Origin of the sequence: Rhizobium sp. BR 362, from assembly GCF_036528765.1 — a bacterium.
GTDB lineage: Bacteria > Pseudomonadota > Alphaproteobacteria > Rhizobiales > Rhizobiaceae > Rhizobium.
Window position 1 is genome coordinate 21,335 of the sequence record NZ_JARWGH010000043.1, and the last position, 13,301, is coordinate 34,635.

The 13,301-nt window shown below is 58.9% G+C and carries 15 protein-coding genes; 5 read left to right on the forward strand and 10 right to left on the reverse strand.

What is annotated here, in order from left to right; all coding sequences use genetic code 11:
* Positions 1–8 precede the first annotated feature (8 nt).
* Both QDY28_RS27740 and QDY28_RS27745 read left to right on the forward strand, forming a co-directional pair.
* Entirely contained in the window at positions 9–749 is a 741-nt protein-coding gene (locus QDY28_RS27740) for a CbtA family protein (RefSeq protein ID WP_331384509.1), read from the forward strand.
* A gap of 33 nt (positions 750–782) precedes the next feature.
* Entirely contained in the window at positions 783–1,418 is a 636-nt protein-coding gene (locus tag QDY28_RS27745; RefSeq protein ID WP_331384510.1) for a hypothetical protein, read from the forward strand.
* 38 nt (positions 1,419–1,456) lie between these two features.
* Here the strand turns inward: QDY28_RS27745 and QDY28_RS27750 are convergent, their stop codons facing one another.
* A complete protein-coding gene (locus QDY28_RS27750) occupies positions 1,457–1,765 on the reverse strand; it encodes a GCG_CRPN prefix-to-repeats domain-containing protein (RefSeq protein WP_331384511.1) in 309 nt (102 codons plus the stop codon).
* A 278-nt stretch (positions 1,766–2,043) separates the two neighbouring features.
* Here QDY28_RS27750 and QDY28_RS27755 point away from each other — a divergent pair, with 278 nt between their 5' ends.
* Positions 2,044–3,645, forward strand: coding sequence for an inorganic phosphate transporter (locus QDY28_RS27755; protein WP_331384512.1), 1,602 nt, complete (start codon positions 2,044–2,046; stop codon positions 3,643–3,645).
* A gap of 82 nt (positions 3,646–3,727) precedes the next feature.
* Here the strand turns inward: QDY28_RS27755 and QDY28_RS27760 are convergent, their stop codons facing one another.
* The 4 genes from QDY28_RS27760 to QDY28_RS27775 all read right to left on the reverse strand — a co-directional run bounded on the left by QDY28_RS27760 (position 3,728) and on the right by QDY28_RS27775 (position 7,064).
* Positions 3,728–4,171, reverse strand: a complete 444-nt coding sequence (locus QDY28_RS27760; protein ID WP_442967603.1) for a MucR family transcriptional regulator — start codon at positions 4,169–4,171, stop codon at positions 3,728–3,730.
* Between the two features lie 148 nt (positions 4,172–4,319).
* Positions 4,320–4,910 carry a helix-turn-helix domain-containing protein gene (locus QDY28_RS31090; RefSeq protein ID WP_442967601.1) on the reverse strand — a complete coding sequence of 197 codons (591 nt, stop codon included), beginning with the start codon at positions 4,908–4,910 and terminating at the stop codon, positions 4,320–4,322.
* A 118-nt stretch (positions 4,911–5,028) separates the two neighbouring features.
* Complete coding sequence (locus tag QDY28_RS27770; protein ID WP_331384514.1) at positions 5,029–5,817, reverse strand: EAL domain-containing protein; 789 nt, start codon at positions 5,815–5,817, stop codon at positions 5,029–5,031.
* A gap of 389 nt (positions 5,818–6,206) precedes the next feature.
* Positions 6,207–7,064 (reverse strand): sugar phosphate isomerase/epimerase family protein, encoded by an 858-nt coding sequence (locus tag QDY28_RS27775; RefSeq protein ID WP_331384515.1) that lies wholly within the window; start codon positions 7,062–7,064, stop codon positions 6,207–6,209.
* 353 nt (positions 7,065–7,417) lie between these two features.
* On the opposite strand from QDY28_RS27775, the gene QDY28_RS27780 reads away from it, so the two are divergent.
* Positions 7,418–7,663: a DUF2934 domain-containing protein gene (locus QDY28_RS27780; RefSeq protein WP_331384516.1), complete on the forward strand. Its 246-nt coding sequence runs from the start codon at positions 7,418–7,420 to the stop codon at positions 7,661–7,663.
* Between the two features lie 124 nt (positions 7,664–7,787).
* Here QDY28_RS27780 and QDY28_RS27785 read toward each other — a convergent pair whose 3' ends face one another.
* The 4 genes from QDY28_RS27785 to QDY28_RS27800 form a co-directional block, all read right to left on the reverse strand.
* Entirely contained in the window at positions 7,788–9,278 is a 1,491-nt protein-coding gene (locus QDY28_RS27785; RefSeq protein ID WP_331384517.1) for a mechanosensitive ion channel family protein, read from the reverse strand.
* Positions 9,279–9,443: 165 nt separating this feature from the next.
* A complete protein-coding gene (locus tag QDY28_RS27790; RefSeq protein ID WP_331384518.1) occupies positions 9,444–9,878 on the reverse strand; it encodes a CBS domain-containing protein in 435 nt (144 codons plus the stop codon).
* Between the two features lie 357 nt (positions 9,879–10,235).
* A complete protein-coding gene (locus QDY28_RS27795; RefSeq protein WP_331384519.1) occupies positions 10,236–10,997 on the reverse strand; it encodes an SDR family oxidoreductase in 762 nt (253 codons plus the stop codon).
* A 319-nt stretch (positions 10,998–11,316) separates the two neighbouring features.
* Positions 11,317–11,829 (reverse strand): SRPBCC domain-containing protein, encoded by a 513-nt coding sequence (locus QDY28_RS27800; RefSeq protein WP_331384520.1) that lies wholly within the window; start codon positions 11,827–11,829, stop codon positions 11,317–11,319.
* A gap of 113 nt (positions 11,830–11,942) precedes the next feature.
* Here QDY28_RS27800 and QDY28_RS27805 point away from each other — a divergent pair, with 113 nt between their 5' ends.
* A complete protein-coding gene (locus QDY28_RS27805) occupies positions 11,943–12,848 on the forward strand; it encodes a LysR family transcriptional regulator (protein WP_331384521.1) in 906 nt (301 codons plus the stop codon).
* Between the two features lie 290 nt (positions 12,849–13,138).
* On the opposite strand, the gene QDY28_RS27810 is transcribed toward QDY28_RS27805, so the two are convergent.
* On the reverse strand, positions 13,139–13,301 hold a 163-nt coding region (locus tag QDY28_RS27810; RefSeq protein WP_331384523.1), incomplete at its 5' end, for a transposase domain-containing protein.

Genomic DNA, 13,301 nt, shown 5'->3' on the forward strand with positions numbered 1-13,301 from the left:
CCTGCAACATGGTTGGACGTCTTTTGCTCCGCGGCATGCTGGTCGGAGTGCTTGCTGGCATTCTCATTTTTGCCTTTGCTCGCACCTTCGGCGAGCCGCTCGTCGATCGGGCGATCGCGTTCGAAGAGCAGGCAGCCCAGGCAGCGGGCGAAATGCCCGAGCCGGAAATCGTCAGCCGCGCCACCCAGGCGGGCCTCGGTCTCTTCACCGGGAGCATCATCTACGCCACGGCTGTCGGTGGGCTCTTTGCCCTGGTCTTTGCCTATGTCTACGGTCGTGTCAGCACCTTTGGCGCCCGCGGGACTGCCGCACTGCTGGCGCTCGCCGCCTTCATCGCCATCTCCGTGGTTCCCGACATCAAATATCCGGCCAATCCGCCGGCAGTCGGCAATCCGGATACGATCGGCGCCAGGACCGAGCTGTTCTTCATCATGATCGTCGCATCCGTTATCGGCATGATCGTCGCCGTTGGCTTCGGCCGCCGGCTGGCGGCACGGTATGGATCCTGGAACGGCGCGATCCTTGCCGGCATCGGCTATATCCTCTTCGTCGCGCTGATCCAGTATCTGCTGCCGTCGATCAACGAAGTGCCGGAACAGTTTTCCGCGGTCGTGCTCTGGCGGTTCCGGATCGCCGCGCTCGGCATGCACGCGATCCTTTGGACAACGCTCGGCCTTGCTTTCGGGGCATGGGCCGAACGCGACCTGCCGCAGGTTCGTTATGGCCGCGCAGCCACGCGCCGGGCCTGAAATGGCAAGTCTGACACGCCCCCGCATGTCTTCATGCGTGGGACGCCCTTGCTGAAACCGGCCATTCTGTTTTCGGTCTTTTGTCTGATTTGCGCACTGAGCCTGCCGATGGACGCGAAAGCGCATGCCGGCGGATCGTCGGGAAGTCAGGCGGGCATTGCAATACCAAGTCTGAGCCACGGCGAGATGGCCGTGATCGCTCCCTATTACGGGCGTATCATTGCGCCTGCCTCATCGGCATCAGACACCGACGAGTCTTTCCGTCGCGTGTTGAACTTCGCACAGATTCAGCGAGCCTATTGCCTCTGGGGCACCATGCCGGGAAGCGTCGGGGATGAGGACAGCCCATTTAACGAATGCTCACATGCCTATCTCGCCGCTGCCAAGATGGCGCTGCTGCAGATGCGCACGATGAAGGACGAAAAGGCGTCCGCCGGCGACCTCGTTTCCGAGATCGACGGCGCACTTGTACGCAACAACCTGTCGCTTGTTCTCTGCCGTTTTAGCGGCGAGGGCTTCAATACGGCTGACCTTATCCGCCCACAGCTCGCCGGCATCTTTCTGCACGGCAAAAGCTTCGCCGCGTCAACGCTGGCACTGTTGGCGGCAGTGGCCGCGCTGTGGTGCACCGCGCGGCTCCTGCGGACGAAACCGGCCGGGGCCGATTAGACGACATCCACCCTCATCGGACGGCGGTGTGTCTTGTTTTACCAGTCTCGCGGCCGGCCTCGCCAGCCACCATCCCAGCCGTCACGATAGTAGGGGCGATGGCCATACCAGCCCCAACGCGGCGGTGGTGGCCTGTAATATCCCCAACCATAACCGCGCGGCGGCCCATAGCGGTTCGGTCGGCACACGCCCCGAGGCGTCAAATGCCAACCGCGACCGCAGGCATAGTCGACGTTGACGACGGGCGCTTTAGCTACAGTCCCAACGGCGGCGATAGGCATCGCGTCTGCGGAAGAAGCGATCAAGCCGCCGAGTGCAGCAGCGACGGCAATCACGGACAATCTCATTGTGATGGTCCTCCATTCAAGTCCCTTACATGCGGATTTAAATCCCCGCCATCTGAACCCCGGGTGAACCGAAAAAGGCATTTTCGCGGCAAATTCAGGATGTTGAACGTAAAGTTGAAGCGGTCGACTCATGCGCTGCCGCTTAACGCGAGACCGCCTTTGCCGGCGAGCGAGAGCCGATGCAACCATAGCCCGAGTGAGTGTCTCTTTATGCGTCATGAGAGCTTCATCAACCGCGCTTAAATGAAAAACCTTATTTTGCCATAGGGGAGTTTGAGATGGTCGACGTCGTTTCAAGCAATACAGAGGGTGGCAATCACCCTATTCATGGGGCAGGCGGTTCCGCCAAATGGTTTCTGCCGCTCTTCGGCCTGGTCGTAGTCGGCGGCCTCGTTTATGTCGGCTATGCCCTCGGCAGCGACCTTGCCAATGCCGCCGCGGTTCCGTGGATTCTGCTCGGCTTGGCGCTTTTGATCGCGCTCGGCTTTGAATTCGTAAACGGCTTCCACGATACGGCGAATGCAGTCGCGACCGTCATCTATACCCGCTCGCTGCCGGCCGAGTTTGCGGTTATCTGGTCGGGCTTCTTCAATTTCCTCGGCGTCTTGACCTCGTCCGGCGCCGTCGCTTTCGGCATTCTGGCGCTGCTGCCGGTCGAACTGATCCTGCAGGTCGGCTCCGGTTCGGGCCTTGCCATGGTCTTCGCCCTGTTGACTGCCGCCATCATATGGAACCTCGGCACCTGGTATCTGGGCCTGCCGGCATCGAGCTCGCATACGCTCGTCGGCTCGATCATCGGGGTCGGCCTCGCCAACCAGTTCCTCGCGCCCGCCGGTTCCGCCACAAGCGGTGTCGACTGGTCGCAAGCAAGCAATGTCGGTATGTCGTTGCTGCTGTCGCCGATCATCGGCTTCTGCCTGGCCGCCGTGTTGTTGCTGGTCGCCAAAGTTCTGATCCGCAACAAGGATCTTTATGAAGCGCCGAAAGGCAATGCGCCGCCGCCGATCTGGATTCGCGGTCTGCTGATCTTCACCTGCACCGGCGTCAGCTTTGCCCACGGCTCGAATGACGGCCAGAAGGGCATGGGTTTGATCATGCTCATCCTGATCGGCCTCGTACCGACCGCTTTTGCGCTGAACCGGACGCCCGACATGAACTACCTCGACGCCTACAAGACAGCCTCGGCGCAGGTCGAGACGGTCCTCGGCAAGTATGTGAAGCCCGGCGTCGCCACGCCTGCCGATGCCAAGGCCGCCGTCAGCAATGCAGTCAAGAGCAAGACCTGGACGGACGAAACTACGCCTGCCCTGCAGGCCTATATCCATGCCACCAGCGCCGAAATCGCCGCTTATCCGAGCGTCGAAAAGCTCCCGAACGGTCTCGTAAGCAACGTCCGCAACGACATCTATCTGATCGGTGAATCGCTGAAGCTGATCGACAAGCAGAAGCTTTTGCCGATGAGCCCGGATGATTTGAAGGCCGTGACCAACTACCATGCCGCCGTCGATCACGCGACGAAGTTCATCCCGCTCTGGGTGAAGGTCGCCGTGGCACTGGCACTCGGCCTCGGCACCATGGTCGGCTGGAAGCGTATCGTGGTCACCGTCGGCGAAAAGATCGGCAAGACCCACCTGACCTACGGCCAGGGTGCTGCCGCAGAAGTCGTCGCCATGTTGACGATCGGGGCGGCCGACCATCTCGGCTTGCCGGTTTCGACGACGCACGTCCTGTCTTCCGGCGTCGCCGGCACCATGGCGGCGAACGGTTCCGGCCTGCAATGGTCGACCGTGCGCAACATGCTGATGGCCTGGATCCTGACGTTGCCGGCCTCGATTGCGCTTGCCTTCGTTCTCTTCATCGTGCTTCGCCAGGTTTTCTAACCGGCGTCGCAAGGCTATCGAGCTGACCGCCCCTTAGCCGGAAATATCGCCAAAAGATAATGGCGCCCTCCCCAGGGCGCCATTATTCTTGCGGCTTGTTACCGTTGGCGCCGAGGCCGGAGAGCTTGGCAAGTTCCGAACGGCGGTTCGCATAATTCTGCGCGACCATCGGATAGTTGGGAGCAAGGCCCCATTTTGCGCGATATTCCTCGGGCGTCATGCCGTAGTGAACACGCAGGTGTCGCTTGAGCGTCTTGAAGCGTTTTCCGTCTTCTAAGCAAATGATGTAGTCGTTCGTCACCGATTTCTTGAGATCGACGGCCGGAATCGGTCTGGTTTGCTCCAGCGGAAATGCGGATCTATTCAAAGCCTGCAGCGCCTCATGCACATCCGCAATCAGCTTCGGAAGACTGCCGACAAGAACGGGGTTGTGGCTGACATAGGCTGAAACAATCTTTACGCAGCCTTCAAACAGAACATGCATTTGCGGCTGAGGCAGGTCTTTTCGGTTGCTGAAACCGTCCATCATCGTTTCCCGGATCTCGTGTGGCCTGGCATGGGCCGCCTCGCGCGATTGCTTCGTGAACAAACCCATTCGTGAATCTTGCATTGGCTTCGAACTCCACAGGTTTTGGTTTGCAGCATGCTCGGCATCCCTTGTTGAGGACGCCTGCTCATTGTCGATCTTTCTTCACGGGCTCGGCATGGCCATCCGCATCTGCAAAGTCCTTTGCCGGATCCGCAAAGTAGGTTGCCAGCTTGGTGCATAGGGTGATGAGAGGAATGCCGAGCATGAAGGCGGCATAGGTTGGATTGCCGTTGCAGTGACGCACCGTCTGAAGGATGAGCTTGCGCTCGACATCTTCCACGGTCTGGCCGACCAGAACGCCGACAGCGGTGTTCACGGTAAGCGGCGTAAGGTTTTCGTCGCCGCCGGAGAGATGTGCAACGATTTCATCGATCAGCCGCTCTTCGCTCGCCGTCGCCAGAACGATACCGGCGGCGCGGTCGAGTTCGCAAAAGACGTAAAGGCCGTTTTCGGCATCGATCGTCACGCGTCCCGTGGTATCTCCCGACAGGTTGTGAATGACAATGTGCGGCTCGTCTCCGCCGACGAGAGCAAACGGCAACCCGCTGTCGATATAGGAGGTGCCCGGAAACAGACCCTGCAATTCCTCGAACAGCAGATTGAGCCGCGCTTGCGCCTGCACGTCCTGCGCGGCCGAAAAATCAGAATTGCGAGGCAAGGAAGGATGTTTGATCATGCCATCACCTCCGCGATCCAAGCGGCATGGAAGGCAGGAAAGCCGCACCTCCGGCCGATAGGCTTCAAACCGTAGGTTCGTTTTGCCAAGCAGCTTCGCGGGACAGGAGGTGGAATATTCATCCGACCTCCCGCAGACCGAATTTGCCCTTTGTCTGTGGAAGCTGCTGAAGCGCCACGGGCTTGGACAGAAGGAAACCTTGCACATGCGTCGCGCCACTCGCGCGCGCCGCCTCCAATTGCGCCTCGGTTTCGATTCCCTCGACAATCACCGTGGAAGCAAGACAGGACGCAAAACCGACCAGATGATAAAGGCTGTCGCCGCCGTTGTGCCCCGGCCTGATATCCCGGACAAAAGCCGCGTCGACTTTGACGATATCGGCCGAGACCTGCAGCAGGTGCGCGGGGGTCGCAAAGCCGGTACCGAAATCATCGACGGCGATGCGGCAACCGAGTGCCCGTATCATTTTCACCCGTTCGATGGCGGCGCCGACGGGCGGATAGGTCTCGGTAATTTCAACGACAAGCCGGGACGCGAGTTCGGGCTGTTGGCTGATTCGGTTAAAAATATCGGCAAATCGATCCGGCGCCGATAAGGTGGCTGCGGATAGATTGCAGCCGAGCGTCAGTGCTGGATTCGCCGTCAAGGCTGCCAAAATCATGTCCAGCATACGGAAATCGAGGTCGAAGCGACCGACCAATCGCTCCAACTGCGGCACGAAGGCGCCCGCAGTATGAACGACGCCTTCGGCATCCGTTACGCGCGCGAGGCACTCGGCATAAAGAATCTCTTCGATGTTTTTGGCATCATGGATCGGCTGTACGACAAAGCTCAGGCCGCCCTTGGCGATCGCTTTCAAAATCAGAGCGTTATGCGCCCTTTCAATCCGGTCTCGTTTACCGCTCATCAAGCCTCCAATGGTCGCAAGATGGACAGCGAAACGAAAAGCCGACGTCCGAAAATGACGCAAACGGGCTGGGAGCATGGGATTTCTGGTGCCCAAAAGCTGCCTTTTCCATCTGCGCGACATCCTCTAACTCAAGTAACTAGAGTTTCCCTTCCGCAAGCAGAATATGTCGCGTCGAGGCGACAGCATATTTAGAATCAATATATTCCTAATATGTAAACTAGTATCATCAAACATTCAATTGATAGGAGTTTTTTGAGTTACTAATTCAATTACTGCCCAAACAAGCGGCAACAATCTTTGGCCGCAAGCCACAGGATCGCTATATTGAGGGATGCATCCGGCATACAAGTTTTTTGGGCGAGGCTCGCATCAAAGCCATAACCGAATCAGCGCCGCGATTCGCTTTCATCGGACTGCGGCCACCAGTTCGCTTGCCTTGCCGCCCGAAGGGCGTGATCGAGCGGCGGGAGGTCTGCATGCCATAGCCGCTCCCATTCGAGGCTCATGACACCGTCATAGCGGTCGGCCACCAATGTGGAGAGCAGCGCAGACATCGGAAACTCGCCGGCGGCAGGAACCGTGTAGGTATATGGCAGTGTCCCGCTGGCCTTCGAGACGCTGTCCTTCACATGAAGATGCCTGACGTTGTGACATACTTGCTTCCAGGTCGCCGCAGGATCTTGTCCGGCTTTGCGCCAAGTGTGATGCGTGTCCCAGAGCAGAGCGCAATCAGGGGCCGCTTCCAGAAAGCGGCCGAGCGCCTCCGGATGCACCAGGAAGTCGTGTGTCTCCACCATGATATCCGATGCGAAACCCTCGCGGCGGGCGGTCTCGCGCCACCATTCCAGCGTCGACAGCGCCTCGGAAAGTTCGCCTGCATCACCCGTACCGCCGCCATCGAAAATGCGCAGCGCCGTTATGCCGGCCGCCTCGGCCCATGGAAGATAGCGCAGGAACTCTTCCTTCGCTTGCGGCGTAGCGCCGACGAGACGCAGGGAGGTGTTGAGTGCGCAAACGGCGACCGGCGAACGCTCAAGGGCATGGACGAGGCCCGCCGGCGTACCGAACCGTTCGGCAAAATAGGCCGGCAGATCGATCATGCCGCCGAGCGCGCGAATTTCGATGGCATCAAGACCATGGCGTGCTGCCAGAGCCAGGGCCTCGTCCAATTCCAGTTCTGCGCAGCCAAGTGTCGAAAATGCCAGCGACATTCTTGGGGCTTTGACATCAATGGCGGTAACCATCGTCTTCTCCGCTTGGTTGCAGGATTGGATATGTGACGTTCGCCAACGCGATGTCTCCCGAAGAGCTCGAACCAAGCGCGACGCTAGTAACTAAATAGATAATTGTGAAGCATCCTTCGGGCGTCAAGAGCTTGGCGGTGGCTGCCGCGAAAGAGCTCGGTCATCCTTTCAGATGGGCCGATCCACGGCGCCCAGGATTTTTTGTCAGAGGCACGGAACATTCCTTTGGAATGTTGGTTTCTCGTCCGTGATCGAGGGCGCGAGAATTCCCACCAAAATGTTGGCGTCCGCCGGCACGACATTCATCGCATAAAAATTTCCGAAAAATAACCATTGATGTGGAGGAGACCTTAATGCCGACTGACCAGGCACATGAGTGGATCAAAAGGCGTGCATATTCTCTGTGGGAAGAAGCAGGGCGTCCCAACGGCCGCGATCAGGAACATTGGAATCAGGCCGCCGCCGAACGGGAAGATCTCGAGCGAACGCGGGCCTCTGTGGACGGCGAGGAAATCCTTATCAAATTCAGAAAAAAAGAGTCTGGCCTCGGGAAAAGCGCCGGACTTCGACCACTCTCCAAATTGACGGGCACGCGATAAGGATTCGGAATCTCGAAGAGAACAGTCAAACAGGCCCTGAAAGCCGCCGAGCCTGCCGGCGGCTTTTGACGGGGCGACTTTCGCCGCTTCACTTGGCCGCTTATGGCAATGTGCCTGATAAATGCTAGCTGCCGAAGATCGTCCGCATCGCCTTCAGGAAGGCGCGTGCACTTCGCTCCTGTCCTTTTGTGGAGAGGGGTAGATGGCGGATGTGATCGGCACGGGCGGAGAGTCGTGTGGCTATCTCCTCCGCGATAGCCGGGCGCGCGTCGAGCAGGGGCGCGAAGCTCTGCTGATCGATTTCGTAGACGGTGACGCGGGTGTGCGCCTGAAGCGTGCACACTTCTCCCATCCCTGCAAGCAAGCCGCTCTCGCCGAAGAAATCCCCGGGCGAAAGCCGTCTCTGCTCCTGCTCGCCATAACGCATTGCAACGATGCCCGCGCGAATGATCATCATCGAGGCCAGCATCTGTCCCTGATGAACAATGACATCATTCTTCTGATATTCGCGGATCGCACATGATCGGGCCAGCAGCTCCTTTTCGGACCGTGTCAGTCCAAGGAAAATGGGAATCGCCTCAATAAGGGCAAGCGGCGTTATCTCAGGCGGCCTGGCGCGCTCCTCGGTCGGCGGCTCGTTCATAAGCGCAATGGCCGATGGCGGCATCGCCAACAGCAAGCCGGCGGATTTGCAATGGCGATAAAACAGGTCCATCACCTCATTTCGGGCTTTCGTCCGTAGCAAAGGGTTCTTTACCCAGAACTGCAGCTCAAGTTCCAGGGCGACGGCATCCAGATTCTTCAGCGCCACCTGTGGCGGCGGCTCCCGGACGATCGAGTTACAGCCGGCCAAAACCGATTGCATGACCTCCTCGACGACGGAGGGCATGCGGGTGGGTGCGACCCGCACCGTCATTTTGAGGAGATGCGTTTCATCGGGCTGGCTGATATTGGTCAGTCCGAGTTTGGCGAGCACGCTATTGGGCAGAGCGACAACATTGTTTGCTCCGGTCAGAATCTGTGTCGACCGCCAAGTGCTGGCGATGACGCGGCCCTCCGTCCCGTCGGCAAGCAGAATCCAGTCGCCCAAAGAATAGCTGCGCCCGAGCGTGAGAGCGATGCCCGAAAAGACATCTCCCAGGGTGTTTTGAAGTGCCAAGCCAAGAACGATGGCAATTACGCCGGACGTAGCGACCAGCGTTCCGATCGGAACGCCAAACACGAAAGCCAGCGCCGACAAGCTGACGCAAAGATATACCACCCCGACGACAATATCCTGTAGAAGGTGGGCCTCACGTGGATTGCCTTCGAGAACCAGATAGATGCGTACGAAGCCAATGATCGCCCATGCGAGATGAAGCCACCACAGCAACTTCGCCATCATGACGATAAAAGCATGCGCGTCCTCAAGCCCGTAGCCCTGAAACTGGCGGGGCGAGATGTCGCTGTAAATAAGAACGGCCGTCATCGCGGTGAAGAAGGCAATCTCTACGATCAGCCGCAGGTTCACCCGCCAACGCGGGATCAAATGCCATACGACTATCCCAGCCAACTCGAGAATGAGCAGCCAGGCAAGGGAAGCCGTCGCAAGTCCGTCAAGATAGGCCTGCAGCATGATGATCATCTTTCGGCGCGTGGAGAAGCTTGGTTCCGGCGAGCCGGGCGGCTCGGGCAAATGCGAAGGAACGATCTCAATCCAGGCGGCCCCGGAATGCGACAGCGGCAAACCTTGGCGATGATGGACATCGAGATCGTCCGGCCGATCTTACGCCGCCGCCCGCTACCGGTAGCCCATTCCCGCTATGTAATCCGCCAGCATGTGCTCCTGCAGCTCTTCTTGCTCAAAAAGCACCTTCATCGCATCGCGGATATCGAGAACGCCGAGTGGCTTCGCATCCGCGCCGAGTACCGGCATGTTTTGAAGGCGTTGCGCCACCATGATCTTCCAGACGGCCAGGAGCTCATCATTGGGATCGCAGGAGACGATATTCCGACTCATGAGCGTCACTACCGAGGCGTTTGGCTCTCGATCCGTCAGGTGGCGGATAAGGTCGGACTTGCTGAGCACGCCGGTCGCTTCCCCATTCTCGCCGCTGACGACGGCTAGTCCTATCCCGGGATTGGAAAGCGAAAGGGCGGCGGTTTGCAGTGTGGCATTGATGTCGATTACCATTAGGCGAGCCGATGTCATTGGGTATAGGCGTTCGATAAGCATCATGGCCTCCTGAACAGTGCCCCGTGACCACAGCCGGGGCAAGAATCGTTTCGTTCGAGCCTTCGCCTGCGTCATTCCCCGAAGGCTGCCGTATGCGGAAGCTTCGGAGAGTGCAGGCTTTGGATCGGTGCCACCGAAAGAATTTTTCGGAACTTCGGCCCCGATAAAGAAGAGCTCGATCGAAGTGGCGCCACAAGGCGGCGCCACTTCGAGGTGGCGGCAAGTGTCGGGAGGGTGGGGCCTCTTGCCGCAAGATGGTTGAATTCATTTCTCGCAGGTCGTCAGCTTGGTCTCGTCCGTGTCGACAACGAACTCGGCAAACAAGCTGGCGCTAACCGGGCCTCGGGCTCCCGCTCGTCAGTTCTTGCGAGCAGACTGGTTGAACCAAGCGTCGAAGTGGACGGCGCCTAGACGCGGGTTGTCTCCCTCCCCAGGAACGAGGGAGCGGTCATCCAACTCCGTACCGAAATAAAGCGCATGAGGGTCCGCAACGACCTTGCGCGGATCGTTGCTCGCTTTCAGGAAGCGCGCGACAATGTCGGTGAAGCGCCCGCGTTCAGGCCCGGCAATATAGATGATGCCGTTCACCGGCGGGGTCAGCGCCACGTCCGCCATGACATCGGCGACGTCGTCAGACGCGATCGGCTGAAAATTGACGGCCGGCAGATGCACGGTGCCATCGACCGTTGCTGCCTGAGCGATGCCGCCCAAGAATTCGAAAAATTGCGTCGAGTGAACGATGGTATAGGGGATGCCGGAGCGCCTGATCAGATTCTCCTGAGCCATCTTGGCGCGCAAATAGCCGCTCTTCGGCAGACGCTCGGTCCCGACGACCGAGAGCGCGATATGGTGCTTGACGCCGGCCGCCGCTTCCGCGGCAAGCAGGTTTCGGCCGGACGTTTCGAAAAACTCCAGAACAGCCTTGTCTTCGAAAGAGGGCGAATTCGCCAGATCAAGGACGACTTGGGCTCCGGCAACCGCCTCGGCCAAACCTTCGCCGGTGATGGTATTCACTCCAGTATTCGGAGAGGCTGCGATCACTTCGTGACCCTTCTTGCGCAGCCGTTCCGCCGTCTTTGAACCGATGAGGCCTGTGCCGCCAATAATAAGGATTTTCATGTCCAGTCTCCCGATTTGCGTTTTTAAAATTGCGTTGGTCTTGCGGTGGACCTAACCAATGTCGGGGAGAATGCGCCAGGCCGGCGCGCCAGCCTATCGAACGGAAGCACTGGCCATATGATGCCAAAGTGTAGGTTGGCTATATCCGGCGGCTTGCAATCCTGATCGAAACGAGTTCGGCTTCGCGGTTCCAGGCAATGCTGGGCTAGCCATGCGGGCAGACGGCCGGTGCGGGGACATGGGCGAGTACCGCTCCTGTCACGCCGTCGGTGATCTTTAAGCGGCTCCAACCTTCCTAGAGCGGGGCACATGGCCTCGATTACTTTTGTTTTTTGCGGGCCACTTCGACCAGGCCGTCGAGCCAATCCTGATGGCCGTTGATCATCGGATTGGGCTTGGCTGCGGCCAGAACCTCGGCCGGTTTCCCGACCTGCGTTTCCTGGGTTAGGATTCGCAGACGATTGCCCGAGAGATCTTCGAGAAGCCAGGCGTGATGCACGTCGAGGCGGGTTTCGGCATCGCCTTCGGCCCAGCCGTGCCATGCAACTCGGGCTGGCTGACCAAGAACCGGCGCGACATGCTCCACCACCTCCGCTTTGACCGGGAAGCCGAAGGTCTTGAAACGGAAACGCAAGCCTGCACTCAGTTCCGGGCCTTTATCGTCGTCGAATTCAACATCGGCGGAGTTGGCATAGTAGGTTGGCCAGAGAGTGGCAGTGTTGAGATAGGGCCACACATCGGCGACCGTCAGGCCGGTAACAATGACCTCATTGGAGCAGTAATTGTCCGTAAAACCGGGAACATAACCTTTCGGCCAGATAATATCGCTCATGCTGTTTCCTCGTCGAGTTGGATGGCCAGGGCGGCCATGCTTCAACAGATGATTGACAAATGGTGCGATACGAGAAATAAATCCAATAGCTATTTTGTATTTTTGTTATCAGAATGACTGATATCAGAGCTGTCGACCTCAACTTGCTGAAGACGCTTGATGCGCTGCTTGACGAGTGCAATGTAACGCGCGCTGCGGCAAGGTTGGGGCTAACGCAGCCGGCGGTGAGCGGCATGCTGACGAGGCTGCGGGAGAGTTTCGGCGACCCGCTGTTCATCCGCAGTCAGCGTGGCATTGTCCCGACGCCTCGGGCACTTGAGCTCGCCGGGCCTGTCAAACAAGTTCTGAGCGAGATTGAGGTTTTGCTTTCGCGGCCTCGCTTCGAACCGGAAACGGCGGATTTGACGGTTACGCTTGCGGCTACGGACTACGCCATGAAGGCAGCCGTTGTGCCTTTCCTGACCGCGCTGCGGCAAAAAGCACCAAGCATTCACGTGGCGGTCTGTCCTGTCGAAAATGATCGTCTCGCGGCGCAATTCGAGAAGGGAGAGATCGATCTGGCTCTGCTCACTCCCGATACCACGCCCGAAGGGCTGCGGAGCCGGCGCCTGTTTAGTGAGGACTATGTCTGCGCACTCAGAGCCGGCCATCCGGAAGCCGCGTGCGGACGGCTGACGCTCGATCGTTTCTGTGCGCTTGACCACGCGCTGATGTCTCACACCGGACGCGTTTTTTGGGGCGCGACCGACGAAGCCCTCGCCCAGCTCGGGCGGTCGCGGCGGGTCGTCATATCCGTACCCAGTTTTCTTGTCCTGCTGGACATCGTGCGATCAAGCGATCTCGTCGCCGTCATTCCGCGCCGGTTGGCGGCGAGGGCCGACGGTCTGGCGTTCATTGATCCACCTGTGGACATAGCCGGCTTCACGAAGATCGCCGCATGGCACGAACGCACCCATCGCGACGGTGGACATCGTTGGATCCGGGCGCTGCTGTTCGAAACCTGCGGCTCCCTCATATGAAATGTTTGCCGGGAACGATGATCGAATTGGCCTGGGCGGATCGGAACGATCATTCGGCATGAAGACGCCGTTCGGTTGTCGACTAATAATCTTAAAGAAATTTTGGTGGCGAGGGCAGGCTTTGAGGTTTTCTGTCCCGCTGCGTCGGCTTTGCCTCGTTGCAGGCCCCTGAGACGGCGTTAACTCCTCGCCTTGGTACCAATACAGGGTAAGCGCGATTTTCCATGCACATTGACGGGTCGGCATCCCTGAACGGCCCTCGCGTTGGTTGGTAGCGATATCCGGCTCTGTTAGGCCGCAGAGTTTTTGGAGAAGTTGAACGGTAGCAGGTCTCCAATGTCCGCGGTTTCGTCGCGCTGCGGCAACTCAGTGAGCACCTGGCGCAGCCAGGTGAGAGGGTCGACGCCACAGGCGCGACAGGTGAGCATCAGACTGTAGATAACGGCGCTGGCC